We start from the raw sequence: 24,092 nt of genomic DNA on the forward strand, positions 1-24,092 counted from the left end.
CGGATGCTCAGAATAGCGGATTCCCGCCTGTTGAAAAGCGAGGATGGTTTTGCGTTTGCCAATAATTCGCTAAAAGCATTGCAGATTCATCCGTGAGGCTTCTTCCATGTCGAAAGACCAGATTCCCGTCGAAACCCTGACCGAGCTTGAGGCCTCTTCCGAGCTGGCATTTCTGGCAGCCGAGCTTTCCCGCCACGATGCGCTTTATCATGGCAAGGACGCGCCGGAAATTTCGGACGCGGACTACGATGCGCTGAAGCGGCGCAACGATGCCATAGAGGCGGCTTTCCCGGCGCTGGTGCGGGCCGACAGCCCTTCGAAGAAAGTCGGCTTCACGCCGCTTCCCACCTTCGCGCCCATCGTGCATGCGCGGCCGATGCTTTCACTCGACAATACGTTTTCTGAAGGTGATCTGCGCGATTTCGTCAGTTCGGTTTACCGCTTCCTCGGGCACCTGCCGGATGATTCGATTGCCTTTACCGCCGAGCCGAAGATCGACGGACTTTCCATGTCCATCCGCTACGAGAACGGCAAGCTGAAGACGGCGGCAACACGCGGCGACGGCACGACGGGCGAGAACGTCACCGCCAATATCAAGACCATCAAGGAAATTCCGAACGAGCTGCCTGCCGATGTACCCGATGTGGTGGAGGTGCGCGGCGAGGTCTATATGGCCAAGAGCGACTTCATGGCGCTCAATGCCCAGATGGAGGCCGATGGCAAGCAGACCTATGTGAACCCGCGCAACACGGCCTCCGGTTCGCTGCGCCAGCTTGACGCCAATGTGACGGCGAAACGCAAGCTGCGGTTCTTTGCCTATGCGCTTGGCGAGGTCTCCAATGGCGGCCAGCCGACGCGGATTGCCGACACGCAATATGGTATCGTCGAGAAATTCCGGGAATGGGGTTTCCCGGTCAATCCGCTGATGAAGCGATTCACCTCTGCCGAACAATTGCTTGAACATTATAATGAAATCGGCGTCGCGCGACCCGATCTCGATTATGATATCGACGGCGTGGTCTACAAGGTCGACCGGCTTGACCTTCAGGAACGGCTGGGTTTCCGTTCGCGCAGCCCGCGCTGGGCCACCGCACACAAGTTTCCGGCAGAACAGGCCTTCACCACGGTCGAGAACATTGAAATCCAGGTAGGGCGCACCGGCGCGCTGACACCGGTTGCGCGTCTCACCCCGATTACCGTCGGCGGCGTCGTCGTCACCAATGCGACGCTACACAATGCCGATTACATCGAGGGTATCGGCAATAGCGGCGAGCGCATTCGGCCCGAGGATCATGATATCCGCGTTGGCGATACTGTCATCGTGCAGCGTGCAGGCGATGTCATTCCGCAGGTGCTGGATGTGCTTCTGGAGAAGCGCCCGGCTGAGGCGGTGAAATATGCGTTTCCAGAGAAATGTCCTGTGTGCGGCAGCCATGCGGTGCGGGAGCGCAACGAAAAGACCGGTAAGCTCGATTCGGTCACGCGCTGCACCGGCGGTTTCGTCTGCAGGGCGCAGGCGGTCGAGCATCTGAAACATTTCGTTTCGCGCAATGCCTTCGATATCGAGGGGTTGGGTACCAAGCAGATCGATTTCTTCTTCGAAAGCGAGGATCCGGCCCTCTCCATCAAGACCGCGCCTGATATTTTCACGCTGAAGGCGCGTCAGGAGGCATCGCATCTTACCAAGCTCGAAAACATAGATGGCTTCGGCAAGGTCAGCGTCAAGAAACTGTTCGATGCCATCGATGCCCGCCGCGAGATCGATCTGCATCGGCTTATCTTCGCTCTCGGCATTCGTCATGTCGGTGAAACCACGGCGAAGCTTCTGGCGCGTTCCTATGGCACCTATGAGCATTTCGAGGAAGCCATGAAGGCGGCAGCCGACCCGGCGAGCGATGCCTGGGCCGAACTCAACAGTATCGATGGCATCGGCGAGGTCGTGGCGCGCGCCATCATCGAATTCTACAAGGAACCGCGCAATCTCGATGTCATCGACCGGCTGATACGAGAGCTGCGGCCGAAGGAGGCCGAGAAGCCCTCGACCGAAGGCAGCCCGGTAGCGGGCAAGACGGTGGTCTTTACGGGGTCTCTGGAAAAATTCACGCGCGACGAGGCCAAGGCCCGTGCGGAAAGTCTGGGCGCGAAGGTGGCCGGTTCCGTATCGAAGAAGACGGATATTCTGGTGGCCGGGCCGGGGGCAGGTTCCAAGCTTGCCAAGGCGGCGGAGCTGGGCGTTCAGACCATGGACGAGGACGAGTGGCTGGCGCTGATCGGTGGCTGAAGCACCGTCATCGCCACGTTGTTTTGCGCCGCTATGGGTCTCATCCTTAAACGGGGAACGGGACATGGATGACCGCATCGTCATCTCTACGCAGCAGGTTCGAACGCTGATCGCAAGCCAGTTTCCGCAATGGGCGGGGCTTGATGTCAGGCCGGTGGAACTGAGCGGCTGGGATAATCGCAGCTTTCGCCTTGGTGATGATATGCTCGTTCGCCTGCCGAGCGCTGGCCGCTATGTGGCACAGGTGGAGAAGGAGCATCGCTGGCTGCCGAAGCTTGCGCCTCTTTTGCCTTTTCCGATCCCAAAGCCATTGGCGATTGGTGAGCCGGGACAAGATTATCCGTTTCCATGGTCCGTTTATGGCTGGCTTGAAGGCGAGCCTCTCGCCCGGCATCTTGGGCATATAGATCTCGCAACAATAGCCGTCGACGTAGCAGCGTTTTTGAAATCCCTGCAGGGCATCGATGCGACGGATGGTCCGCTTGCGGGCGAGCACAATTTCCACCGCGGTGGGTCGCTTGCGGTCTATGACGTCGAGGCGAGGGCGGCGACGTTGCGCCTTGCCGATGAGGTCGATCAGAGGCTGGCCATGGAAATATGGCAGCTTGCTCTTTCGAGCAGCTGGCAGGGCCAGGGCGTTTGGGTGCATGGCGATATTGCCGAAGGCAATCTGCTGGTGAGAGATGGCCGCCTCTCAGCCGTCATAGACTTCGGCAGTTCCGGCGTCGGAGACCCATCTTCCGATCTCATTCTGGCATGGAACGTGCTCGACGCCGAAAGCCGGAACGTCTTTCGCCTGGCGATGGATCTCGACAATGCCACATGGCAGCGCGGGCGCGGCTGGGCGCTGTGGAAGGCGTTGATCACGCTTAAGGCTCAACGTGGACGTGATGAGAAACTGGCCGAATGGTCACGTCGGACCATTCGGGAAGTGATGGCCGATCATTTGTCCGCCTGAAACATCAGCGCAGACGCGCCATGACGTAGGCGTCGACATATTTGCCGTCGCGATAGGCGTCGTTGCGCAAGGTGCCCTCGCGTTCGAAACCGAGTTTCTCATAGAGCCGGAGGGCGGCGAGATTGTCGGTGAAGACATTCAGTTCGATGCGGCGGATATCATGCCAGTTATCGGCCGCGTCGATGAGCGCCGTCAGAAGCCTTGAACCGACGCCCTTTCCGGCAAAATCGTCGTGAACGGACATCGCAAGATCGGCGACATGGTACTGTCTGCCCGCTCTGCGGTATAATCCGGCGTTACCAACGAGTTTTCCGTGCCACTCCGCGACGATGACGATGTCGGTAGGGGCTCGGTTTTCTATCGATTTCCTCGTCTTTTCAATCGTCTGGAAAGGCTGCCGAAGGGTGCCGTGCCGGACGCCGGGAAGGTTGAGCATTTCCGTCAAGGCTTCGACGTCTTCAAGCCGGGTGGCGCGCAGGACAACGTCCTTTAGATCAAATGGCTTGTTTGTAATATCCGCTGGTTTCATGTTCATGCCTGTCTCCTTGTGGCGCGTTCGGAGCAGGCGTGACACCCCTGCTCTTATCGGCAGGGGTGGATGTTGATCGCTCAGTGCGCGGACATGCCTTTCCCTGCCGGTTGACCGGTCATCGTCATATGGCGGGTGGTCGTCGTTTTGATAGCGATCATGATGGCGAGAATGCTTTTACGAACTGTCACTGTCAAGCGGGGGCCTTGCGCAGGAAATCTCTTAGTTTCGCCGGCAGCCTGCCGTCAATCGCGGCAAGGCCGGCGGCAATCATCGCCATTCCAGCGAAGTGCTTGATTTCCAGCTGTTCTCCGAGAATGAGCGAACCGAGAAGGATGGCGCTGACGGGAATGAGGAAGGTGACGAGCGCGAGATTGGTGGCGCCGGCAGTTGCAAGGATGCGAAAGAAGATGAGGTAGGCCAGGGCCGTGGACAAGAGCGCGATACCGATGAGTGCGCCCCAGGTGCCGAGGCTCGGCATGGCAAGCGTCCAAGGCTTGTCAATGAGGAGCGCGGCGGGGATCAGCATCAGTGTCGAAGACGATATCTGGCCGGTGGCGGTCATCAGTGGCGGCACGCCCATGGCCTTGAAGCGGCGGCCGAATATGCCCGCGAAAGAATAGGAGATCGCTGCGCCGAGAATGGCAATCTGACCCCAGAGGCCGGAGATCGCACCGCCAAAGGCTGCCGGGCCGATCATCGTCGCCACGCCGGCAAAACCGATGAGAACACCCGCCAGCTTGTTGCCGGTCATCTTCTCGTCGGCTGTGAGGAAATGGGCGACGATGACGGTAAAGAGCGGCGTCGTCGCATTGAGGATCGAGGCCAACCCGCTGGCAATATGGGTCTGGCCCCAGACGATCAGGCAGAAGGGAATGATGTTGTTGAGCAGGCCCATGCCGAAAAAGGCGCGCCATACGGCCCATTGCCGTGGCAGATGAAGGCCCATGATGCGGCAGACGATCAGCAGTGCCGTGGCAGCGAGGCTGACACGCAGCGTGACGATGGTGACGGGCGGCAGTTCCTTGACGGCAATGCCGATGAAAAAGAACGATCCGCCCCACAGCAGCGAGAGCGCCACAAGCATCCCCCATTCGCTGGCATCCATCTGTTTTTGTATTGCCACCTTCGTCTCTCCCACCGCTGGAAAATTGAAATAGTCACAGAGAACGCCACGTTCAGCCACCCGATATCGGTTGAGTTTAGCTCAATCAGTCGTCTGGCAATCTTGGTTCCGTCCGTGCCCGTTGCATCTATTTACTCCTCATATTATGCTGTTTTCAAACGATAGTTTCTCGTCGGATAATTGAGCTCAGCTAAACCATGGTTGCAGAACTCCCTTCCTTGAAAGGATTGCAGGCCTTTGAGGCTGCGGCGCGCTACCGCAGTGTCACGCTTGCCTCCAACGAGTTGAACGTCACCCCCGGCGCGGTCAGCCTGCAAATCCGGGAGCTGGAAGCCCGCCTTGGCGTGCAGCTGTTTGTCCGCAAGCCGCGCAGCATCCAGCTGACGAGGGAAGGGGAGCGGTATTACGGTTCCCTTCGCACCGCATTCCGAATGATGCGCGAGGCGACGGCGGAACTGACGGCGCGATCAGAGATTACGGTCTTGACGTTAAGCTGCACGCCAACTTTTGCGGTGCAATGGCTGATGCCGAGATTGCCCGGCTTTCAGCAACAACATCCGCAAGTCGATGTTCGTATCAGCGTGACGAACCGGCTGGTGGATTTCTCAAGGGACGATGTCGATCTGGCCGTGCGTCACGGTTTTGGTCGCTATGAAGGGCTGGAAAGCATCCGATTCATAGACGACAGCACCTTGCCGGTCTGCTCACCACAACTTTTTGAAAAATATGGCCCGCTTCGGGTGGCCGGTGATCTGAAATGCGTGCCGCTTCTGCACGATGAAAACCGCAACGAGTGGCGGCGCTGGCTGGAAACGGCGGGGGCTACAGAGGTCGATGCTTCCGGGGGCACCGTGTTCATCGACAGCAACGGCGCGCTGGACGCGGCCAAGGCCGGGCATGGTGTTGCGCTGACGCGACGCTCGCTTGTTTCCCGCGAACTTGCCGAGGGAGCGCTGATAGCTCCCTTCGGCACGGACATTGCCAGCACGCTTGCCTATTTCCTGGTTTATCCGCGGCGCATGCTTGATAATCCCGATCTTGTGAGGTTGCTTGACTGGATGCTTGCGGAAGCGGGGTCTACCGAAGCCGGTTCTCTTTGACGCCAATCCGGTCTATGCCGGAATGAAACAACGGGAATCACTCTTGAAAACCATTGCCATCGATTTCGAGACCGCCAATGAGGAACGGGGTAGCGCCTGCTCCATCGGGCTTGCGTGGATAGAAGACGGTGAGATCGTTCGCGTCGAGGAACGGCTCATCCGGCCGAAGGACATGCGGTTCTCGCCCTTCAATATTGCCGTGCACGGTATTCGCCCTGCCGATGTAGAGGATGCGCCGGAATTCCCTGATGTGATGGAAGAATTCATCGACGATTTCCACGGCGCCACGATGATTGCCCACAATGCCGCCTTCGATTTCAGCGTCATGCGGGCATCCTTCGACAAATACCGGCAGTCCTATCCTGATCTTTCCTATCTGTGCAGCGTCAAGATTGCCCGCCATGTCTGGCCGCAGCTGGCGTCGCACAAGCTGAATGTGATTGCCCATCACCTCCAGCTGCGTTTCGTGCACCATAACGCCGCCGAAGATGCTGTCGTCTGCGCTGCGGCATCGATTGCGGCGGCCAGGGCGTTGCGCGTTGACCATATCCGTGACCTGCCGGAAAAGATCGGCATGGTTGCCGGCCGTCTCACTTCCACGGGCTATCAGCCTTGCAGCATGAAAAAACGTGTTGTCTCGCGGGTTGCGTAACCGTTCCCCACACCTATGTCTGAAGTAGCATAACGGAGAACATGCGATGACGATGAAAACGCTCTCGGGTTTGTTTGCAGGCTTTCTGGTGTTGTTTCCGGTGACGGTTGCGCATTCGGAGGTCGTCGGTAAGGTCGGTGTCGATTGGATCGGCAACGATATCGTCATCGAGGCGATTGCCGATCCCAAGATCAAGGGCGTGACCTGCCATGTCACTTATTTCGATCGTGGCGTCATCGACCGGCTGAAAAATGGCAATTGGTTTGAGGACCCTTCCAACAACGCCATTTCGTGCAGCCAGACGGGACCGGTCGAAATCGGTGATATCGATCTGTCGAAGGGCGGTGAAGAGGTTTTCCGGCAGGGCATGTCGCTGGTGTGGAAGAAGCTGGTCGTCAGTCGCGTTTACGACAAGGCGAATGACACGCTGATCTATCTGGTCCATGCGCGCGAGCTGAAGGATGGCTCGGCCAAGATGGCGATTTCGACGGTGCCTCTCTATAACCAGCAGGTGACGTGGGAAAAGGGCAAGCCTTGAGGCTTTGCCCTTGGTACTGCTGACACCATAATTCACCCGCGACGTCATCCTCGGGCCTGTCCCGAGGATTAAATCACGTATCGTAAAATCGATAGGTTTTAGATGCTCGGAACAGGCCCGAGCATGACGGAGGAGAGGTTTCCGACCCTGCCGTACCCCTCAGGGCAAGCTGTGGAACCTGCGCGTTATTTTATCAAAACCTCACCGGCTCTATTAAGCCGCTTCGCGCGCCAGCTCGTCGGCAATCACGGTGTCGAGGTTGAGGAAGCACACCATGCTCTTTTCCAGCGCCACGATGCCGCGGCAGAAGTTGCGCTGTTCTTCGGGAATGATGTCGGGCGCCGGCTGCAGGTCTTCGGAGCGGATGGTCATCATGTCGGAGACCTGTTCCACCAGAAGTCCCACCAGCTTGCCGCCGATATCGGTGACGATGATGGCGGAGCGCTCGGAGGGTTCGGTCATTTTCATGCCGAGGCGGCCTGCCATGTCGATGACGGGGATGACGGCGCCGCGCAGGTTGATGAGGCCGAGAACATAAGGCGGCGTGTGCGGCATCGGGGTAACCGGCGCCCAGCCGCGGATTTCGCGGATCGCCATGATGTCGATGCAGAATTCCTGACCGCCGAGATGGAAGGAAACGATTTCGAGATATGCGCCGGATTGCTTGATGGCGTTGGACATGACGGCAGGTTTCCTCTGGCGGCTCTTAGGCAGGCCCATGCATGATTGAGCTTTATGCGGTGGCCGGAGTGGACCGGGAGACATCATGTCGGAACTTAAAAACCGCTATGGCCATATTGCACAGCAAGATTTTAAACTTTCCCTAACAATTGGCGGTGCCGCGCTCGCAAAACCCAGTATTTTGGCGGTTTTCGTGCCGGTGCAAACAGGTTATAACAGACGCATGAACGCAATCGTTGCCAATCCGCTGAAGTTTATTCTTGCAAGCCTTGCGGTAGCGGCCTCGCTTGCCGTCGTGCTTCTTGCCTTTGATGGCTGGGTGCGACACGGCACGGATATTTTCCTCTCCGCCGTGCAAAGCGGCATCGCCTGGTGTCTGTAATCTGCCGTCCCGTCCCGGCTTTGTGACAAATCAGCGCGGTTTACGCAAATACGCCCAGTTGATTTGCCGTCGCCACCGCTGTTCGTTATCAGACGATGGAGGCCCACGTCATGCGGCCGGGCTTCGGGGGTAGGATTAGGACAATGAGAAATATTCGCATCGTATTGTGGGCCGTGGTTGTCGTTCTTGTCGGTGTCGTCAGCTGGTTGACGCTCGAAATGACCAAGACCCGTGAGGAAATGGTGGAAACGGCCTATGGCGTGCCGTTCGAACTCACGGCGCAGAACGGTCAGCCGATCACCGAAAAGGCGTTTCAGGGCAAGCCCACAGCGCTCTTTTTCGGTTTCACCCATTGCCCGGAAGTCTGCCCAACGACGTTGTTCGAGCTGAACGGCTGGATGGAGAAGGTAGACCCGGCCGGCGACAAGCTGCAGGCCTATTTCGTATCCGTAGACCCCGAGCGCGATACGCCTGAGCTCATGCAGCAATATGTCTCCAACGTCTCGAAGCGGATCACCGGCATCACCGGTCCGGCCGACAAGATTGCCGAAACGCTGAAAGGCTATCGCATCTATGCCAAGAAGGTGCCGGTCGATGACAAGGATCCGAATGGTGACTACACCATGGATCACACGGCTTCCGTGATCCTGCTTGACGCCAATGGTCGTTTTTCCGGCACCATCGCCTATGGCGAAAACCCGGATGTTGCCGAGCAGAAGCTCCAGAATCTGCTGAAGGGGTGAACGAGACGGCATAATTGTGCCTGGCTTATTGGACTGGCGGAGGTTTTGTGGCAAATGCAAGCCTTAAGAACCTTAGCTAGAGAAAGCAGCCTGCCGTGAGCGAAATCCGACTTTACGTCACCACGACCGAAATCAAGGCCGGTGAAATCCTCGATCTCATGTCGGACTATTTCGGCGAGGAGGATGTCGCGATCGCCACCACCGAGGTGGATGAGAAACGCGACATCTGGGAAGCTTCGGTTTACCTGATGGCCGAGCAGGAAGACGAATTCCGCGAGCGCATCGACACCTTGCTGGCACCGGCCTTTCCCGGCCTCGCCATCGAAAAGGAGATCGTTCCCGACATCGACTGGATCGCCAAGTCGCTCGAGGGGCTGAAACCGGTACGGGCAGGGCGCTTCATCGTTCACGGCGCGCATGATCGCGATAAGATCAAGCCCAACGATCTGGCCATCGAGATCGAGGCCGGTCAGGCTTTCGGCACCGGCCATCATGGCACGACAGCGGGCTGCCTTGAGATGATCGAGGATGTTCTGCGGGCGCGGACCGTGCGCAATGCGCTCGATCTCGGCACCGGCAGCGGTGTATTGGCAATTGCCGTGCGCAAGATGCGCCATATTCCGGTACTCGCAACGGACATTGATCCCATCGCGGTGCGCGTGGCCAGGGAGAATGTGCGGCTGAACGGCATCGTCTCCGGGCTGGCGCTTGAAACCGCTCCGGGTTTCCACTCCGACGCTTTCCGCAAATACGGCCCGTTCGATCTCATCATCGCCAATATTCTGGCGCGGCCGCTCATCAAGATGGCGCCGCAGCTTGTCACGCATCTGGCGCCCGGCGGCACCGTCATCCTGTCGGGAATTCTCGCATCGCAGCGCTGGAAGGTGCTTGCGGCCTATAATGGCGCGCGGCTCTCCCACGTCCGCACCATATGGCGCAATGGCTGGGTCACGCTGCATCTGCGCAAGGACTGACGCTTTAGCAGCATCCGTTTCCGGACAAAGAAAAGGCGGCGCTTTCGCGCCGCCTGAAAACCCGCGAGCATATTGGAGGAGAATCGCTCAAGCGGGTCGACGTATTCCTGTTCCTGCGCGGTGGAGGGAGGATCGCCGCGCCCGAAGTGATCAGAATACGTAGCTGGACTTTGCGGTGCGGCGAAGTTCGGCGCGGTTCATGCCGAGCGCTTCGAGCGACTTGTCGTCGAGGTTAAGCAGGGCTGCGTTGACATGACGGCTGACCTGACGCTCGCGTGCTTCAATGACGCGATCGAAAGCGGTGCGGAGGAAAGATTTTGCCATTGCTTCAAATCCTTGTTTGCCAGGAGAGTGTGTCTCTCGCTGTGTTGGCTTGAAGATAAGCGATGTGTTTTTGTTTGGTTAGGGGTCTTGCTTCAAGGTAGGTATGCGTTTTTCACATGTCTTCGGCTTTTCAATATTACTTATTTAGGGAAAATTGCTCAATTTAGCGGCGTCTTTTCTCGGCCTTTGGGGTAAATGGCAGCGCACGTGCCTGTCGTAATGGTTGATGGCACATATGGCTTGAAACCGGGTTTGCCGGCATGGCATTGTCGTTGCGCGCCAATGATTTGACGGCGTTACCGACCGCTTTCCTCATGACAGTTCCCGAAAGATGCCCATGTTCCAGACCTTCGAAAACAAATCCGCGCCGCAATTCGGCAAGGCCCGCGTCGAGGCGCTGCGTGCCAGTTTCGACGCCCTTGGTATCGATGGTTTCCTGGTGCCGCGTGCCGATGAATATCAGGGCGAATATGTACCTGAATCATCTGAGCGTCTGTCATGGCTGACCGGATTTACCGGCTCTGCCGGCATTGCGCTGGTAATGCGCGCAGAGGCGGTGGTGTTTGTCGATGGTCGCTATACCACGCAGTTGAAGTCGCAGGTCGATCAATCGGTGTTCAGCGGTGGTGATCTGGTCGGTGCCCCGCCTTCCGTCTGGTTGTCGGAGCACGGGGCTGTGGGCTTTCGGCTCGGGATCGATCCATGGCTGCATACCGGCGCTGAATTGAAGCGGCTGGAAAAGGCGCTTGCCGGGAAGGGCGGTTCCGTCGTCCTGCTCGAAAACAACCCACTCGATGCCCTGTGGCACGACCGCCCGTCCGAACCGCTGGAGCCTGTCGTCATCCAGCCGGAAGCCTTCACCGGCAAGCTGGCGAAGGAAAAGATCGCCTCGCTGGCAGAGACGGTGTCGGCCAAGGGAGCCGATGCCCTGCTGGTGACAGATCCGTCTTCCATTGCCTGGATTTTCAATATTCGCGGCAACGATGTGCCGCACACGCCGCATCCGCTTGCCCGCGCCATCATCTATGCGGATGGCAAGGCTGATATTTTTCTCGACAAACGCAAGACCGGTATCGAGGCCGAGGCCTATCTGGCACAGCTGGCGACGCAATTGCCGCCATCGAATATCGCTGATCGTCTGCACGCCATTGCCAGCGCCAAGGGCCGCGTCATGGTGGACGCCGATCTGACGCCTGTGGCGCTGACAGGGGCGATTACGGCGGCGGGTGGCACCTTGATCGAGGAGGCCGATCCCGTCCGCTTGCCGCGCGCGTGCAAGAACGCGGCGGAGCTTGCCGGCTCGGCAGCGGCACATGTGCAGGACGGCGCGGCTATGGTTGAATATCTGTGCTGGCTGGATCGTCAGCAACCGGGCAGCGTTACCGAAATCGCGGCCGTGAAGGCGCTGGAGGCTGCGCGCGCCAAAGTGGGGCAGTCTCTCCAGAATCCTCTGAAGGACGTGTCTTTCGATACGATTTCAGGCGCGGGCGAACATGCCGCCATCATCCATTATCGCGTCACCACCGATACGGACCGGACACTTGGCGATGGTGAGATGTTCCTCGTCGATTCCGGCGCGCAATATGTCAACGGCACCACTGACATCACCCGCACCGTGGCAATCGGCAATGTCCCGGAAGATCAGCGGCGTTTCTTCACGCTGGTGCTGAAGGGCGTGATCGCCATCAGCGACGCACGGTTTCCCAAGGGAACGCGCGGTTGCGATCTCGATCCCCTGGCACGTATCGCGCTGTGGAAGGCCGGTGCGGATTATGCTCATGGCACCGGCCACGGCGTCGGCTCCTATCTTTCGGTGCATGAGGGGCCGCAGCGTATCTCTCGGCTTTCGACGCAGGAACTTCTGCCGGGCATGATTCTGTCGAATGAGCCCGGTTATTACCGCCCCGGCGCTTTTGGCATCCGCATCGAAAACCTGATCTATGTGCGCGAGGCGGCGGAAGTCGCGGGCGGCGATCAGCCGATGTTGTCCTTCGAGACCCTGACCTGGTGCCCTATCGATCGCAGGCTGGTCGTCACGGCACTTTTGACCGACGACGAACTGGACTGGCTGAATGCCTATCACGCCGGCGTTCTGGAAAAGCTCTCGCCTTTGATCGCGGATGAAGAGGTGAAGGTGTGGCTTGTTGCGGCCACGCAGCCTCTGGCGCGGAACGCTTAAAGGATAGAAAAGTGCCTGATGGCGACGACGATGGCCCAGCCAATGGCCAGCATCGTCAGGCCGGGGAAACGCAGGCAGACCAGAAGAGCGGCCACCATGGCGATCTTCACCTCGTATCCGCCTTCAAAAAAGGCGGGTGCGACAAGGGTCGTCAAAACCGCCACGGGAACGGCGTTCAATCCCGCCTCCATGCGCGGCGGGATGGATTTCATCCGCGTCATCAGAACATAACCGCCGATGCGGGTAAGATAGGTGGCGACGGTAGCGAGCGCGATCAGGATCAGCGTGTCGGCGTGCAGCAGATCGCTCATGGCGTTTCCACCTTGCTTTCAGAATTGGCCTCGCCGGTTGGTTTCGGCGGATAGACGACTGCGACGAGAATGCCGGCAAGCGCGCCGAGGCTGACATGCCAGGGCGAGCCGACGATGTGATAGGCAACAGTTGCGCCAAGAGCGCTTGCCAGCATCACCGGGTAAAAATTCTCCCGCTGGCGGAAGCTCAAAACCATGCCCATGAAATAGATCGGCAAAAGGACATCAAGGCCGATGGCTTTCGGGTCGCCGACGAGATTGCCGAGCGATGCGCCGACAATGGTCATCATCAGCCACAGAATATAGATCGGCGTGGCGAAGCCCATGTACCAGGCAAAACCGACCACGCCAGTGTTTTCGTATTTCCTGACCGACTCGGCGAATTGTGGATCCACCAGCACGAAGAACCCGATGGCCTTTTGCAGGAAAGTCCAGTTGGTGATCATTCTGGCAATGGCGGCCGAATAGAGAATATGGCGAAAATTGACGGCAAAGACCGATAGAACGATCAGCCAGGGGGCTACTTTCTGGCCGAATAATTCGATGCCGACCAGCTGGCTGGCACCGGCATAGACGGTGCCGCTCATGATCGTCGCTTCGGCGACGCTCAGCCCGTTATCGACCGCGACCGCGCCGAACAGCGCGCCGAAGGGAGCGGCGGAAAGGGCGATCGGAAAGCCGCTTTTGAGGCCTTCGCGGAAATCTGCATTGGACATTGTTCAGGAACTCCTTGCCGGCCGCTCTATCGCCGTCCCGGCCGGCTGGCAAACAAATTGCATGAATGGATCGATTGATTCCCTTGAAGCTTCCGTTACGGTAACGCCGATACGCAACGTCGGACGGAAGGCCTCACCCGGTTTTTGCTCCCCGCCCAAACGATTGAATAATGGAGGATCAATGCTGGAGAAGCAGGACAGGGCCGTGCTGGCCGCGCGTGTTCGGGAGTATCTGGCCCGGGAGACCGAAACCGAGATCGGCTTGCTTCAGGCGGAAATCTTCGTCGACTTTCTGGCCGAAGAAGTCGGATATGTCTTCTACAATCAGGGGCTCAAGGATGCGCATGCCGCTATCCTGCGGCGTTTGGAGGATGCAGCAGGCGATATCGACGTGCTGGAGAAGCCGAGGCTGCGATGACCGGCCCTCAGTCGCGCAAAATGTCGCGGCTTCTGAGGATGGTGGCGCCTTTTTCCCGCATGGCCGCAATCGACGCCTGTATACCTTGGGGATCGATGCCGCGGCTGGCATCCTCGATGAAACGAACCTTGACGCCAGGCAGCATGTCGAGGGCATCGAGCACCGAGAAACTGACGCAATAATCGGTGGCGAGCCCGCATATGTCGAGCTGGGTTACGCCTTGGCGCGTCAGATAATCGGCAAGACCTGTCGTTGCCCCCTGATCATTGTCGCGAAAGGCGGAATAGCTGTCGACGGCGGGATTTTCGCCTTTCTGCTGGATATAGTCGAAAGCCTCCGTCTTGAGGTCGGGATGGAATTCCGCATCCGGCGTGCCCTGCACGCAATGGTCGGGCCACATCATCTGCGGTTTGCCGGAGAGTTCACCCATATCGAACGGCTTCTTGCCGACATGCTGCGAGGCAAAGCTGCCGTGATTTTCCGGGTGCCAATCCTGCGAGGCGACGATCAGATCGTAACCGCCATTGTCGATCAGGGCATTGGCGACGGGCACGATCCGGTCGCCATCGGCGACAGCCAGATTGCCGCCCGGACAAAAGCCGTTCTGGATATCGATGAGCAGCAGCGCCTTCATGATTTGCCTCCCTTATTTCCGGCAGGATGCCAAGCCGGCAGCAACGGATCAAGTGCCCTTACCAGCTTTGTATGTGCTTGACGGCTGATGGCATAGATTTGCTCCGTCGCAGTCCTGCCGCATTTACAGCAAATTTCCGGCAAAGTCGGAATTTACCTGACGATGCGGCGACGTAAACTTTAAAGGCCGATGACGCCCTGCGGGGCATTTTCCGGGAAAAGGCGATGCAGACGCATGGCCAGCCCGCGCAAGTCATTGTTTTGCCTTCGCCCGACAATGCGCAGACCTTAACGAATTATTTTTGCAGGGACTCGTAAACACTTTGGTTACCATAATTCGTCATGCTTCGAACCAGTCAGTTCCGAAATCGGCCGGGTGTCCACCCGCTGTTCGGATGCCCCAAAATCCCTCCGGCTTTGCCCGGGTGTGCGTGAACGGTTCGAGTAACGAGTATCATGGCGTATTCTGCTGCGGCTTATAATGGCGCCGGTCTTGCCGGTTCGTCTTGCCTCAAGAGAGGCAAATCCTTTTCTCTTGGCCGAATGTCCGCTCTGCTTGGCGGCGGTGCCTTTGCCGGTCTGTTCGCCTTCGCTGCCTTTGCCTCGCTTCACACGATGGCGGCCGCATCGCATGGTGTCGGGCAGTTTGAGAAGACGCTGGTGGCGAGGCTGGAGTCTGGCGAGGCTGCGATTTCCGGCGCAGCCGCACGCGATATTCACGTCCGCAAATTTTCCCGTCTGAGCGACCACAGCCATGGCCCGCAGAAGGCGGTTCGCCTTGCCGGCATCATGCCCGAAATCGGCGAGAAGGAGTTCCGCGAGCGTTTTGGCGCGGCTGCGAACGCGAAGGGGCAGGCGACAGTCAAGGAACTTGCAGCGCTGCGGCCCTCCGCCATCGTCGATTCAGCGCTTGGACGCACCACAGAAGTCGCCTATCAGAGCGCCGCATCGCAACATCCGGCATTTGAAGTGGCATTAGGGCGCCCGCAGATCGAGGAAGAGGCGAGCAGCCTGCTTCCGGACGACGTCCCTTTGCCAAGCTTCCGGCCCGAGGTTGCGGCTGCCGAAACGGTGGAGCCATCACCCCGCCCCGCCGTTCTAGCGAAGACCGATGAACACCCGGCAGCCGTTGCTTCCGCACCTGCTTTCGATGCGCCGGTGCCTGCGCGTGCACCCCAGCAGCCGCGGCAGGGCACGGCCGGCATGCTCGCCTTTGCAAAACCTGATAATCCGGTGCGCGAGCCGAGCAAGATGGATGCGGTTCCGTGGCCGGATCGCGGCAACGGCACGGCGATCTACGATATTTCCTCCGGCCTGGTTCATATGCCGAACGGCGAAAAGCTCGAGGCACATTCGGGCATCGGCAAGATGCGCGACAACCCCGACTATGTTCATGTGAGAATGCGCGGCTCGACGCCGCCCTCCAGCTATCGTCTGACGATGCGCGAGGCGCGGTTCCATGGCGTCGAAGCAATCCGTCTGACGCCGGAAAATGGCGTCAATCCGCATGGCCGCGACGGTCTTCTCGCCCACACCTACATGCTGGCGAAACGCGGTGAATCGAATGGCTGCGTTGTGTTCCGGGATTACTCCCGGTTCCTTGCGGCCTTCAAACGCGGTGAAGTCAAACGCATGGTCGTGGTGCCGAAGCTGAATGGTGGTCGCCCGACGCTCGCAAGCAGCGGTGGCAAGAGTGGCGGCAAGACCCTGCTCAGCATGTTCTCACGCGATAGCGATACCTGATTTACGCTTTTCGGGACTTAAAACCGCTGCACATTTTTACCGGAGAAATGCCCTAGCGGCCGCGTCGCTGGGTCAGCACCATGCCGGCGAGAATCAGCAGAATGCCGAGTGCGCTAGCCCAGAGTTTCGGCGGCTGATCGCTGAAAAAGTCGAGCACGACGCTTGAGACCATCTGGCCGCTGATGACGAGAAGTGCGGTATTGACCGCGCCGATGCGGGGGATGAGCCAGCTTCCCGAAGCGATGAAGACAACACCGATGGGGCCACCGATAAAGGCAAGCCACGGCGCGTCGGCCGCGCCTGGCGGAATGAGGCCGCCGACGATGAGGCCGATGACGGTCAATACCCCGAAACCGACGATATGGTTCCAGAACGAGGCGATCAGCGGTGAGTTCGACAGGCTGAGGCGGCCGTTGACCTGACGGCTCAGCGCCACGAAGACGCCGCCGGTAAACGCCATGGCTATCCAGACGATCATGCCGTTCTCCCGACAAGGATAATAAGTGCGCTGCCACAGAGAATCAGTGCCACCGCCGCCATGTCACGCAAATCCGGTCGCCGTTTGGGCAGGCCAAATAGGCCGAAGAAATCGGCCAGAAGGCTGAAGATCACCTGTCCGCCCAACCCGAGCGCGATGGTGCCGGAGAGGGCGAGCGGCGAATTGACGGCGGTGGAGGTGAGGATGACAATGGCCGCACCAATCACCCCACCGCAATAGGCCCAGAGCGGCGCCTTCGGTTTGGCCAGCGCACCCGCCTCCGTCTTCGGGCGCATGATCGCGAGATAGATCAACGCCGCCACCGTGCCGGTGCCGTGTGCAGTCCAGGAGGAGAAAAGTGCGTTACCGTAATGCGCAAGCTGGCCGTTGAAATGCACCATCAATGTCAGAAGACAGCCGCTTGCGAAGGCGGCGGCAAGGTGCAACGGGTTCAGGCGGGGATGGGTCGTTTCTGTCATGGCCAGCCAAAATATGATTATTCAGCGAAGCGTTACAACATCGGCACCTGAATCGAAATCGATTTGTCAGTTGTTTCCAGAAACATGTGCAACCGGCGCACTCCACCCTCTTACTTAGCGCAGTCGGTCATCACATCCGCGAAAAAATCGGCGATCAGCGTGGATACGCCCTTCGGGTTTTCCCAATGCGGATTGTGGCCATGCCCATCGAGCGTAACGGTTTGAGCCTCGGGAAAGGCGGCGGCCAATTTTCGACGATGCGACGCGCCGAAAAGGGGGTCTTCGAAACCGGCGAGGCACAGTACCGGTTTTTTTATTCTGGACGCGCTGTGATGCAGGTTTGTATCCGCAAAGCGCTCAACGACGCCATGCCAGATGGCAGCCGGCATGTTGGCGGCATCCTGTTTCATTTTCGACAAAAAATCATCGTCGACTGGCTGACTGCACGAATACCAGCCGCGCAGAAAGCAGCTATTGGGTCCGATCGGGTCCCGAAGTGCGAGAATATCTCTGGTCAACTGGCTTTCCGCGCCAAAATCCGGCTCAAGCGTTGCCGAAATAAGGGCAAGAGCCCGGATCGTGTCGCCTCGCCGGGCGGCAAGTTCGATAGTGGTCATCGCACCCATGGAGTGGCCGAGCAGAAACAGCCGTGAAATACCCAGGAGCGTTAGAAACCGATCGACCGTTTCGGCGAAATCAGCGACATGCAGGCTCTGTCCCGCCGAGGAAACACCGTGTCCGGGCAGGTCAGGAACGATGAGCCTGTATTCGCTGAAAAAAGGCTCCAGCATGGAGAAGCTGCGGCTGGTGTCCGAAAAACCATGCAGCATTAGCAGGACTGGGCCCGGACCGCCGGTGTCGATGAAAGCCAGCTGGCGACCGCGGGGCAATTCTACATATTGCTTCCGCTTCTCCCAATCATCCTGCAATATTGCCGTCACAGGCCGATCCCCGCCTTAACGGCAGTGAGACCATCCTGCCCGTCGAACGTCGATACGCCCTTCAGCCAAGCGTCCAGTCGTTGCGGCTCATCCTTGATCGCCTGCCTTGCCGCGTCTTCCGGGGACATTCCACCGTTCATGATATAATCCATGCCCTTGTTCTCGTACTCCACGTCGAATGCGAGATTGTCGAGCAGCTTCGCCACATTCGGGCATTCCTGCAGGTAGCCTTTGCGTACCTGCGTATCGACTGTTGCAGCGCCGAAGTCGGGCCCGTAAAATTTATCGCCGCCCGTCAGGTACTTGATGTCGAATTTGCTGTTCATCGGGTGCGGCGCCCACCCCTGGAAAACAATGAAGGACTTGTTGCGGGCGAAACGGGTTACCTGCGAAAGCATGCCCTGTTCGCTGGACTCGACCACTTCCCAATTGTGCAGTCCCAGTGCCGGATCGTTGACGGCATCCAGCATCAACTGGTTGGAGCCCGGTTCGATGCCGTAGAGCTTGCTGTCGAACTTGTCCGCGAATTTTTGCAGGTCGGAGAAATCCCTGACGCCGGCATCCCAAACGTAGGTCGGAACCGCGAAAGTGTATTTGGCGCCTACAAGATTGGTTCGGACTTTTTCGACCGATCCGTCTTCCTTGTAAGGCTTGTAGTAGTTCACCATTGCCGGGTTCCAATAGCCCAGAAAGACGTCGAGATCCTTGCTCTTCAGGCTCGTGTAGATGACGTCGATCCCGAGAAGCTGGCTTTGCGGCTCATATCCCAGTGATTTCAACAGCGACATGGCGATGCCGGTGGTGAAAGCAAGATCGTTCCAGCCCGGCTCGGCCAGTCGCACAACCTTGCAAGTTTCAGCATCCGATGCGAGCGCGGAAGTGCCGACGGTTGTCAAAACCATCGCGGCCGAAAAAACACCTGCCCATTTTTTCATTGTTCCACCTTTTTTGTCTATTGGGTCATTAGATTGACCGGTGGGACAATAATTGATCTTTACGGAAAATTTGTCAATATTGCTCACGCAAGGAGACAAAGATGCGACTGACCAAGATAAGCGATATTCGCCGGGCGGAGCTGAGGCGGGCTGCATTCGAAGTCCTTCAACGTGAGGGAATGGCGGGTGCCACGCTTGAAAGGGTGGCGGCGCAGGCAGGCGCCTCGAAAGGCATCGTGCTGCATTATTTCGCCAACAAGCAGGAACTGTTCGAGCACGCCATGCGCGAAGCCAATGTGAAGCTGAAGGAGGCCGTGGTGGCGCGCCTCAATCGGGCGGTCAGTCCGCGTGAACGGCTCGATGCGATTATCGAGGCGAATTTCGACGAGAGCTTCTTTCAGCCCTCGATCTGCCACGCCTGGCTGTCGCTTTGCGCCGAGGTTCCGCGCGAGCCGCAGCTCGCCAGGATCCAGAAGGTGATCCATGCGCGGATGCGCTCCAATCTTTTGTCGGCTTTGGTGCATCTCGTGCCGAGGCAAGACTGCGCAACTGTCGCGCTCGGGATCACTTCGCTTATCGACGGCCTCTGGTTGCGCTCAGGATTGCAGTCCGGCGGTCTGACGCGCGAGGAGGCAATGGAGCAGATGCGGGATTACCTGTCTCACAGGTTACCGCACGCAAAAGCTGACAATCCGTAGGGAACCAGTACGCGCGCTTCGCATTATTCCACCATGAAGAAAACGACGCGCAAACCCTTGAACCGGATGACGATTTTCGTCATTTCGATTTTCACTCTCGCAGCTGTGATCGCCGCGGTCTACCTGGTTGGGTTCACGCCCGGCGAAGTGTAGGCCAGCGCAGTCAATTGCCGGTGGGAACGGTCTTGCCCTTGCCGCGCTCCAGCGCAACGGTCAGCTTGGCAACGGCAAACCGGAGGCTGCGCATGAGGAAACGGCTGGTTTCCAGAAAAGTGCGGTAGGGCAGCACGGTGAAGTAGCGCCAGCGGGGCAGACGGTATATCCGCAGATTGTTCTGGATCTGGCTTTCCCCGTCCGCATCCTGCGTGGCGCAGAGTGGGTAAATGAAGGCTGCCTTCAGGCCAGCGAGATATTCCAGGTCGAAGGCAATATCGTAGGCAAGCCGCATGGGGATCAGCTTCGAGATCCATTTGCCGGCGCGGCGGTTGACGAGATATGCGCCCGAACCCTTTTCCCGCGTCAACGCAATTGCGAGTGAGCGCCCGCCAACGAGCTTGCGGAACGGAAACTTGCGACCGTTGCTGACCGTGGTCAGCCGAAGCAGATCCCAGTCGCTTCCATTCACTATCGCCTCGTCGATTGCTTCCAGGAAATCCTTTTCGAAGACGACATCGTCTTCAAGAATGAGCGCGATATCGGCATCGCTGCCCATGAACCTGTTGGCACAGGCGACATGGCTGAGATAGCAGCCGATTTCCGGCGGCGAGGTGCGGCGGCCATGCATGAGCATGTAGGAAAGCTCGCTGAATTCCGGGATAGGATAATTCAGTTCACGGCCATTGACGCCTGGGACCCGCTCTGCCTTCAGCCCGATGGCGTCGAGGCGTGCGTTCATGTCCTCGAGGCGCTTGGTGGCGCTGTCCATATTGATCAGGAAAACGGCAAGCTTGCGCCCGCTTTTCGGTAAAATATGCAAAGCAGTCCTCGCCCGGTTTCTGCACCCTGTTGCAACTCCTTTATTGCAACGGCGTGACGGGGGCTATGGAAAAAACTGCATTCGCACACTCATAGTTGTCGAATCAAACCTTTTCCACAAATCCATCCAGCACACGCTTTTGTCCGGCGCGGTCAAAATCGATGGTCAGTTTGTTACCCTCGATGGCGGAGATGTTGCCATTGCCGAATTTGATATGGAAAACGCGGTCTCCGACCACGAATTTCGACGGTGTGTCGGCAACCGATTTGGCCACCAGTTCGCCGTCGATCGTGCGGGCGCGGGGCCCGCTTTCGCCATAACCAATCCTCTCGACCGCATGGCCGGAGCGTGTGCCCCAGTTATCGCGGGTCGCGTCGGACTTGTTGGCCTGGGCACGTTTCCAGCCGGGGGTGGAGTAGTTGTTAGCGAAGGGCTCCGCCTTGTCGAAACGGGACTGGCCATAACCGCCGCGTCCGCCGTAACCACCGTAATTGCTGTCGGATGCCGCGACATCCACGTGCGCTGGCGGCAGTTCATCGAGAAAACGCGAGGGCAGGGTGGATTGCCACAGACCATGGATACGCCGGTTCGATACGAACCAGATATGGCATAGCTTCTTGGCGCGGGTGATGCCGACGTAGGCGAGACGACGTTCTTCCTCCAGACCGGAGCGGCCGCCTTCGTCCAGCGCCCGCTGGTGCGGGAACAGACCTTCTTCCCAACCGGGAAGGAAGACGGTGTCGAATTCCAGCCCCTTGGCGGAATGCAGCGTCATGATTGAGACGGCATCGAGATTTTCGTTCTGCTCGGCATCCATGACGAGCGCGACATGCTCGAGGAAACCGCGCAGGCTCTCGAAGGCCTCCATCGAGCGGATGAGTTCCTTCAGGTTTTCCAGTCGGCCGGGCGCTTCCGCCGTCTTGTCGGCCTGCCACATGGCAGTATAGCCGCTTTCGTCAAGGATCTGCTCGGCAAGCGTGGTGTGTCCGGTGTTTTCCAGAAGCCCCTGCCAGCGGCGGAAATCCTGCACCACGTCGAACAGCGCCTTGCGCGCTTTCGGTTTCAGCTCGTCGGTCTCGATGATGTCGGTCGCTGCCGCCAGCATCGGAATGTCGCGGGCGCGGGCGTAATCATGCAGATTGCGGATGGTCGTGTCGCCCAAGCCGCGCTTGGGGGTGTTGACGATGCGCTCGAAGGCCAGATCGTCGGCCGGCTGGCATACAAGGCGAAAATAGGCCATGGCATCGCGGATTTCGAGACGCTCGTAGAAGCGCGGACCGCCGATGACGCGGTAATTGAGGCCTAGCGTGACGAAACGGTCTTCGAACTCGCGCATCTGGAAGGAGGCGCGAACGAGAATGGCCATGTCGTTCAGCTTGTGGTTCTTGCGCTGAAGCTGCTCGATTTCTTCACCGACGGCGCGGGCTTCCTCTTCGGAATCCCAGGCCGCATGCACCACGACCTTCTCATCGTCGGGGCTGCTGCGCTCGGTGAACAGGGTCTTGCCGAGACGCCCTTCATTATGGGCGATCAGATGGCCGGCGGTGCCGAGAATATGCTCGGTGGAGCGGTAGTTACGCTCCAGCTTGATGACCTTGGCACCGGGAAAATCCTTGTCGAAGCGCAGGATGTTGTCCACTTCGGCGCCGCGCCAGCCATAGATTGACTGGTCGTCGTCGCCGACGCAGCAGACGTTTTGCGGCTCGCCTTTGGGGCGCTGGGCAAGAAGCCTGAGCCACATATATTGCGCCGTATTGGTGTCCTGATATTCGTCCACCAGAATGTAGCGGAATTTCTGGTGGTACTCCTTCAGAATATCGGGATTGCGACGGAAGATGCTGATGGGGTGCAGCAGAAGATCGCCGAAATCGCAGGCGTTAAGCGTTTTCAGCCGGTTCTGATAGGCCGTGTAAAGTTCGCGGCCCTTGCCATTGGCAAAGGCGCGGGAATCGCCCTCGGGAATATCCGGCGGCGTCAGCCCCTTGTTCTTCCAGCCGTCAATCATGCCGGCGAATTGTTTGGCCGGCCAGCGCTTGTCATCAAGACCTTCGGCCTGGATAAGCTGTTTGATCAGCCGCACCACATCGTCGGTGTCGAGAATGGTGAAATCAGACTTCAGGCCGATGAGTTCGGCATGGCGACGCAAGAGCTTGACACCGATGGAGTGGAAAGTGCCGAGCCAGGGCATGCCCTCAACCGCGCCGCCGACCAGAACGCCAATACGTTCCTTCATCTCGCGCGCGGCCTTGTTGGTGAAGGTCACGGCCAGAATCTGGCTGGGATAGGCGCGTCCGGTCGCCAGAATATGGGCGATGCGGGTGGTGAGAACGCGGGTCTTGCCGGTGCCGGCGCCTGCAAGCACCAGAACCGCGCCGTCCAGTGTCTCCACGGCCTCGCGCTGCTCCGGGTTGAGGCCGGAAAGATAGTCGGGCGTGGGCCGGGCCTGATCGCGTGCCGCCATGGCGCGCGCGGCAATGCCAAGCCCGCCTGCGTTGCCTGCATCGGCATTGTTCGTCGCCTTGCGCGGCGCCTCAGGTTCTTCGTCGAAGAACGGCATATCGTCAAAACTGTTGCTCATGCGGCCCAATGTAGTGATTCGGGATATAAAGGCTAGAACCGTGTTCTGCTTTTATTCCGGTATCATCCGTCAAAACGCCTATTCCAAGACGTTTTTTCGTCTCAGACCCGCCTGTCGGCATCAAAAGCCGCGTCCACCGGCAATTGCAGCGCCACGGCCAGTTGGTTGGTCTTGGCGGCAAGGGCGATGACGCGCATGAGATCGGCATGCTGTTCGCCCGTCATGCCCTTGGCTTTTGCAGCCGCAGTATGGGAGTGGGCGCAGTAGGAGCAGCCATTGGTGACGGAAACGGCGATATAAAGCATTTCCTTCACCAGCGGATCGAGCGCTGAAGGTGTGGCCATCACCGCCTTGACCTCGGCCCAGGTCTTTTCCAGAAGATCGGGGTCGAAGGCGAGGTAGAGCCACATATTGTTGATGAAATCCGATTTCCGCGTTGTGCGGATATCGTCGAACACAGCCTTGACGCGCGGGTTGGCTTCGGGATTTTCGGCTTTCGTTACGGTGCTCATGCATTCCTCCGGTCATGGCTATTTCAGCTGCAGATTACCGGATTGGCGAATGTTTGCGACAGAAATGGCCGTCAGTGCGCTTTCGACGACAATTCATCACAAATTACAATTATGTAAGGAACGGATTTGTGCGTTGCCTTCGTTAAGGCATGCGGGAATACTTCTACCGTTCCGAAAAGCTCTTTTCGGGGCGGGTTTATGCTGTGC

The 24,092-nt window shown here is 58.6% G+C and carries 26 protein-coding genes; 12 read left to right on the forward strand and 14 right to left on the reverse strand.

The genetic code is table 11. The features are described 5' to 3' along the window. The first annotated feature begins 106 nt into the window (after positions 1–106). Both ligA and ACQZ63_RS16700 read left to right on the forward strand, forming a co-directional pair. A complete protein-coding gene (gene ligA, locus ACQZ63_RS16695) occupies positions 107–2,281 on the forward strand; it encodes an NAD-dependent DNA ligase LigA (protein WP_113556378.1) in 2,175 nt (724 codons plus the stop codon). A gap of 64 nt (positions 2,282–2,345) precedes the next feature. Next, positions 2,346–3,239 (forward strand): aminoglycoside phosphotransferase family protein, encoded by an 894-nt coding sequence (locus tag ACQZ63_RS16700; RefSeq protein WP_113556377.1) that lies wholly within the window; start codon positions 2,346–2,348, stop codon positions 3,237–3,239. A gap of 4 nt (positions 3,240–3,243) precedes the next feature. Here ACQZ63_RS16700 and ACQZ63_RS16705 read toward each other — a convergent pair whose 3' ends face one another. Together ACQZ63_RS16705 and ACQZ63_RS16710 are read right to left on the reverse strand one after the other, a co-directional pair. After that, entirely contained in the window at positions 3,244–3,774 is a 531-nt protein-coding gene (locus tag ACQZ63_RS16705) for a GNAT family N-acetyltransferase (RefSeq protein ID WP_013636501.1), read from the reverse strand. A 187-nt stretch (positions 3,775–3,961) separates the two neighbouring features. Then, a complete protein-coding gene (locus ACQZ63_RS16710) occupies positions 3,962–4,894 on the reverse strand; it encodes a DMT family transporter (RefSeq protein WP_025594031.1) in 933 nt (310 codons plus the stop codon). A gap of 197 nt (positions 4,895–5,091) precedes the next feature. Between ACQZ63_RS16710 and gcvA the strand changes: the two genes are divergently transcribed. Genes gcvA through ACQZ63_RS16725 form a run of 3 tightly spaced genes read left to right on the forward strand, consistent with a single transcriptional unit; the run spans position 5,092 to position 7,184 of the window. Then, positions 5,092–5,994 carry a transcriptional regulator GcvA gene (gene gcvA, locus ACQZ63_RS16715; RefSeq protein WP_003513188.1) on the forward strand — a complete coding sequence of 301 codons (903 nt, stop codon included), beginning with the start codon at positions 5,092–5,094 and terminating at the stop codon, positions 5,992–5,994. Positions 5,995–6,037: 43 nt separating this feature from the next. Then, positions 6,038–6,646: a 3'-5' exonuclease gene (locus ACQZ63_RS16720; RefSeq protein ID WP_013636498.1), complete on the forward strand. Its 609-nt coding sequence runs from the start codon at positions 6,038–6,040 to the stop codon at positions 6,644–6,646. A 46-nt stretch (positions 6,647–6,692) separates the two neighbouring features. Further along, entirely contained in the window at positions 6,693–7,184 is a 492-nt protein-coding gene (locus ACQZ63_RS16725) for a CreA family protein (protein ID WP_003513184.1), read from the forward strand. A gap of 213 nt (positions 7,185–7,397) precedes the next feature. Here ACQZ63_RS16725 and ACQZ63_RS16730 read toward each other — a convergent pair whose 3' ends face one another. Then, on the reverse strand, positions 7,398–7,865 hold the full coding sequence (locus ACQZ63_RS16730; RefSeq protein ID WP_003513183.1) for a chemotaxis protein CheW: 468 nt from the start codon (positions 7,863–7,865) through the stop codon (positions 7,398–7,400). Between the two features lie 85 nt (positions 7,866–7,950). Between ACQZ63_RS16730 and ACQZ63_RS16735 the strand changes: the two genes are divergently transcribed. From ACQZ63_RS16735 to ACQZ63_RS16745, 3 genes are all read left to right on the forward strand, one after another. After that, positions 7,951–8,247, forward strand: coding sequence for a hypothetical protein (locus tag ACQZ63_RS16735; RefSeq protein WP_019565294.1), 297 nt, complete (start codon positions 7,951–7,953; stop codon positions 8,245–8,247). Between the two features lie 143 nt (positions 8,248–8,390). Then, positions 8,391–8,990, forward strand: a complete 600-nt coding sequence (sco, locus tag ACQZ63_RS16740; protein WP_003513179.1) for a cytochrome oxidase assembly protein Sco — start codon at positions 8,391–8,393, stop codon at positions 8,988–8,990. A gap of 95 nt (positions 8,991–9,085) precedes the next feature. After that, complete coding sequence (locus tag ACQZ63_RS16745) at positions 9,086–9,964, forward strand: 50S ribosomal protein L11 methyltransferase (RefSeq protein WP_003513177.1); 879 nt, start codon at positions 9,086–9,088, stop codon at positions 9,962–9,964. A gap of 150 nt (positions 9,965–10,114) precedes the next feature. On the opposite strand, the gene ACQZ63_RS16750 is transcribed toward ACQZ63_RS16745, so the two are convergent. Next, the gene (locus tag ACQZ63_RS16750) at positions 10,115–10,288 is read right to left on the reverse strand and encodes a hypothetical protein (RefSeq protein ID WP_003513176.1); all 174 of its coding nucleotides are present in this window, start codon (positions 10,286–10,288) and stop codon (positions 10,115–10,117) included. Between the two features lie 337 nt (positions 10,289–10,625). Between ACQZ63_RS16750 and ACQZ63_RS16755 the strand changes: the two genes are divergently transcribed. Next, complete coding sequence (locus ACQZ63_RS16755; protein WP_113556376.1) at positions 10,626–12,467, forward strand: aminopeptidase P family protein; 1,842 nt, start codon at positions 10,626–10,628, stop codon at positions 12,465–12,467. Here ACQZ63_RS16755 and ACQZ63_RS16760 read toward each other — a convergent pair. Then, positions 12,464–12,778 carry an AzlD family protein gene (locus tag ACQZ63_RS16760; protein WP_003513172.1) on the reverse strand — a complete coding sequence of 105 codons (315 nt, stop codon included), beginning with the start codon at positions 12,776–12,778 and terminating at the stop codon, positions 12,464–12,466. The genes ACQZ63_RS16755 and ACQZ63_RS16760 overlap by 4 nt on opposite strands. Continuing rightward, complete coding sequence (locus ACQZ63_RS16765) at positions 12,775–13,494, reverse strand: AzlC family ABC transporter permease (protein ID WP_003513170.1); 720 nt, start codon at positions 13,492–13,494, stop codon at positions 12,775–12,777. Before ACQZ63_RS16765 ends, ACQZ63_RS16760 begins: the two co-directional genes overlap by 4 nt. A gap of 181 nt (positions 13,495–13,675) precedes the next feature. Between ACQZ63_RS16765 and ACQZ63_RS16770 the strand changes: the two genes are divergently transcribed. Then, a complete protein-coding gene (locus tag ACQZ63_RS16770; RefSeq protein WP_003513169.1) occupies positions 13,676–13,912 on the forward strand; it encodes a DUF2164 domain-containing protein in 237 nt (78 codons plus the stop codon). 7 nt (positions 13,913–13,919) lie between these two features. On the opposite strand, the gene pncA is transcribed toward ACQZ63_RS16770, so the two are convergent. Beyond that, a complete protein-coding gene (pncA, locus tag ACQZ63_RS16775) occupies positions 13,920–14,546 on the reverse strand; it encodes a bifunctional nicotinamidase/pyrazinamidase (protein WP_113556375.1) in 627 nt (208 codons plus the stop codon). A 455-nt stretch (positions 14,547–15,001) separates the two neighbouring features. Here pncA and ACQZ63_RS16780 point away from each other — a divergent pair, with 455 nt between their 5' ends. Next, a complete protein-coding gene (locus tag ACQZ63_RS16780) occupies positions 15,002–16,288 on the forward strand; it encodes a DUF2778 domain-containing protein (protein ID WP_013636492.1) in 1,287 nt (428 codons plus the stop codon). A gap of 52 nt (positions 16,289–16,340) precedes the next feature. On the opposite strand, the gene ACQZ63_RS16785 is transcribed toward ACQZ63_RS16780, so the two are convergent. From ACQZ63_RS16785 to ACQZ63_RS16800, 4 genes are all read right to left on the reverse strand, one after another. After that, positions 16,341–16,766: a DMT family transporter gene (locus ACQZ63_RS16785; RefSeq protein ID WP_003513163.1), complete on the reverse strand. Its 426-nt coding sequence runs from the start codon at positions 16,764–16,766 to the stop codon at positions 16,341–16,343. After that, entirely contained in the window at positions 16,763–17,245 is a 483-nt protein-coding gene (locus ACQZ63_RS16790; RefSeq protein WP_003513161.1) for a DMT family transporter, read from the reverse strand. Before ACQZ63_RS16790 ends, ACQZ63_RS16785 begins: the two co-directional genes overlap by 4 nt. A gap of 110 nt (positions 17,246–17,355) precedes the next feature. Continuing rightward, a complete protein-coding gene (locus ACQZ63_RS16795; RefSeq protein WP_112682108.1) occupies positions 17,356–18,186 on the reverse strand; it encodes an alpha/beta fold hydrolase in 831 nt (276 codons plus the stop codon). Next, on the reverse strand, positions 18,183–19,121 hold the full coding sequence (locus ACQZ63_RS16800) for a choline ABC transporter substrate-binding protein (RefSeq protein ID WP_003513158.1): 939 nt from the start codon (positions 19,119–19,121) through the stop codon (positions 18,183–18,185). The genes ACQZ63_RS16795 and ACQZ63_RS16800 overlap by 4 nt, the downstream gene beginning before the upstream one ends. 101 nt (positions 19,122–19,222) lie before the next feature. Here ACQZ63_RS16800 and betI point away from each other — a divergent pair, with 101 nt between their 5' ends. Then, positions 19,223–19,819 (forward strand): choline-binding transcriptional repressor BetI, encoded by a 597-nt coding sequence (betI, locus tag ACQZ63_RS16805; RefSeq protein WP_111783548.1) that lies wholly within the window; start codon positions 19,223–19,225, stop codon positions 19,817–19,819. 163 nt (positions 19,820–19,982) lie between these two features. Here betI and ACQZ63_RS16810 read toward each other — a convergent pair whose 3' ends face one another. The 3 genes from ACQZ63_RS16810 to ACQZ63_RS16820 all read right to left on the reverse strand — a co-directional run bounded on the left by ACQZ63_RS16810 (position 19,983) and on the right by ACQZ63_RS16820 (position 23,885). Next, positions 19,983–20,795, reverse strand: a complete 813-nt coding sequence (locus tag ACQZ63_RS16810; RefSeq protein ID WP_080798177.1) for a glycosyltransferase family 25 protein — start codon at positions 20,793–20,795, stop codon at positions 19,983–19,985. A 103-nt stretch (positions 20,796–20,898) separates the two neighbouring features. Continuing rightward, positions 20,899–23,373, reverse strand: coding sequence for a UvrD-helicase domain-containing protein (locus tag ACQZ63_RS16815; protein ID WP_113556433.1), 2,475 nt, complete (start codon positions 23,371–23,373; stop codon positions 20,899–20,901). Between the two features lie 101 nt (positions 23,374–23,474). Next, positions 23,475–23,885: a carboxymuconolactone decarboxylase family protein gene (locus tag ACQZ63_RS16820; protein ID WP_111798729.1), complete on the reverse strand. Its 411-nt coding sequence runs from the start codon at positions 23,883–23,885 to the stop codon at positions 23,475–23,477. Positions 23,886–24,092: the final 207 nt, after the last annotated feature.

The sequence above is a fragment of the Agrobacterium sp. CG160-95 genome, from assembly GCF_053521725.1.

What these genes read in the sequence shown, in the direction of transcription:
- ligA (WP_113556378.1), top strand. Translation starts at nt 107, where the DNA reads ATGTCGAAAGACCAGATTCCCGTCGAAACCCTGACCGAGCTTGAGGCC.
- ACQZ63_RS16700 (WP_113556377.1), top strand. Translation starts at nt 2,346, where the DNA reads ATGGATGACCGCATCGTCATCTCTACGCAGCAGGTTCGAACGCTGATC.
- ACQZ63_RS16705 (WP_013636501.1), bottom strand. Translation starts at nt 3,774, where the DNA reads ATGAACATGAAACCAGCGGATATTACAAACAAGCCATTTGATCTAAAG.
- gcvA (WP_003513188.1), top strand. Translation starts at nt 5,092, where the DNA reads ATGGTTGCAGAACTCCCTTCCTTGAAAGGATTGCAGGCCTTTGAGGCT.
- ACQZ63_RS16725 (WP_003513184.1), top strand. Translation starts at nt 6,693, where the DNA reads ATGACGATGAAAACGCTCTCGGGTTTGTTTGCAGGCTTTCTGGTGTTG.
- ACQZ63_RS16730 (WP_003513183.1), bottom strand. Translation starts at nt 7,865, where the DNA reads ATGTCCAACGCCATCAAGCAATCCGGCGCATATCTCGAAATCGTTTCC.
- ACQZ63_RS16735 (WP_019565294.1), top strand. Translation starts at nt 7,951, where the DNA reads ATGTCGGAACTTAAAAACCGCTATGGCCATATTGCACAGCAAGATTTT.
- sco (WP_003513179.1), top strand. Translation starts at nt 8,391, where the DNA reads ATGAGAAATATTCGCATCGTATTGTGGGCCGTGGTTGTCGTTCTTGTC.
- ACQZ63_RS16750 (WP_003513176.1), bottom strand. Translation starts at nt 10,288, where the DNA reads ATGGCAAAATCTTTCCTCCGCACCGCTTTCGATCGCGTCATTGAAGCA.
- ACQZ63_RS16755 (WP_113556376.1), top strand. Translation starts at nt 10,626, where the DNA reads ATGTTCCAGACCTTCGAAAACAAATCCGCGCCGCAATTCGGCAAGGCC.
- ACQZ63_RS16760 (WP_003513172.1), bottom strand. Translation starts at nt 12,778, where the DNA reads ATGAGCGATCTGCTGCACGCCGACACGCTGATCCTGATCGCGCTCGCT.
- ACQZ63_RS16765 (WP_003513170.1), bottom strand. Translation starts at nt 13,494, where the DNA reads ATGTCCAATGCAGATTTCCGCGAAGGCCTCAAAAGCGGCTTTCCGATC.
- ACQZ63_RS16770 (WP_003513169.1), top strand. Translation starts at nt 13,676, where the DNA reads ATGCTGGAGAAGCAGGACAGGGCCGTGCTGGCCGCGCGTGTTCGGGAG.
- pncA (WP_113556375.1), bottom strand. Translation starts at nt 14,546, where the DNA reads ATGAAGGCGCTGCTGCTCATCGATATCCAGAACGGCTTTTGTCCGGGC.
- ACQZ63_RS16780 (WP_013636492.1), top strand. Translation starts at nt 15,002, where the DNA reads ATGGCGTATTCTGCTGCGGCTTATAATGGCGCCGGTCTTGCCGGTTCG.
- ACQZ63_RS16785 (WP_003513163.1), bottom strand. Translation starts at nt 16,766, where the DNA reads ATGATCGTCTGGATAGCCATGGCGTTTACCGGCGGCGTCTTCGTGGCG.
- ACQZ63_RS16790 (WP_003513161.1), bottom strand. Translation starts at nt 17,245, where the DNA reads ATGACAGAAACGACCCATCCCCGCCTGAACCCGTTGCACCTTGCCGCC.
- ACQZ63_RS16800 (WP_003513158.1), bottom strand. Translation starts at nt 19,121, where the DNA reads ATGAAAAAATGGGCAGGTGTTTTTTCGGCCGCGATGGTTTTGACAACC.
- betI (WP_111783548.1), top strand. Translation starts at nt 19,223, where the DNA reads ATGCGACTGACCAAGATAAGCGATATTCGCCGGGCGGAGCTGAGGCGG.
- ACQZ63_RS16815 (WP_113556433.1), bottom strand. Translation starts at nt 23,373, where the DNA reads ATGAGCAACAGTTTTGACGATATGCCGTTCTTCGACGAAGAACCTGAG.
- ACQZ63_RS16820 (WP_111798729.1), bottom strand. Translation starts at nt 23,885, where the DNA reads ATGAGCACCGTAACGAAAGCCGAAAATCCCGAAGCCAACCCGCGCGTC.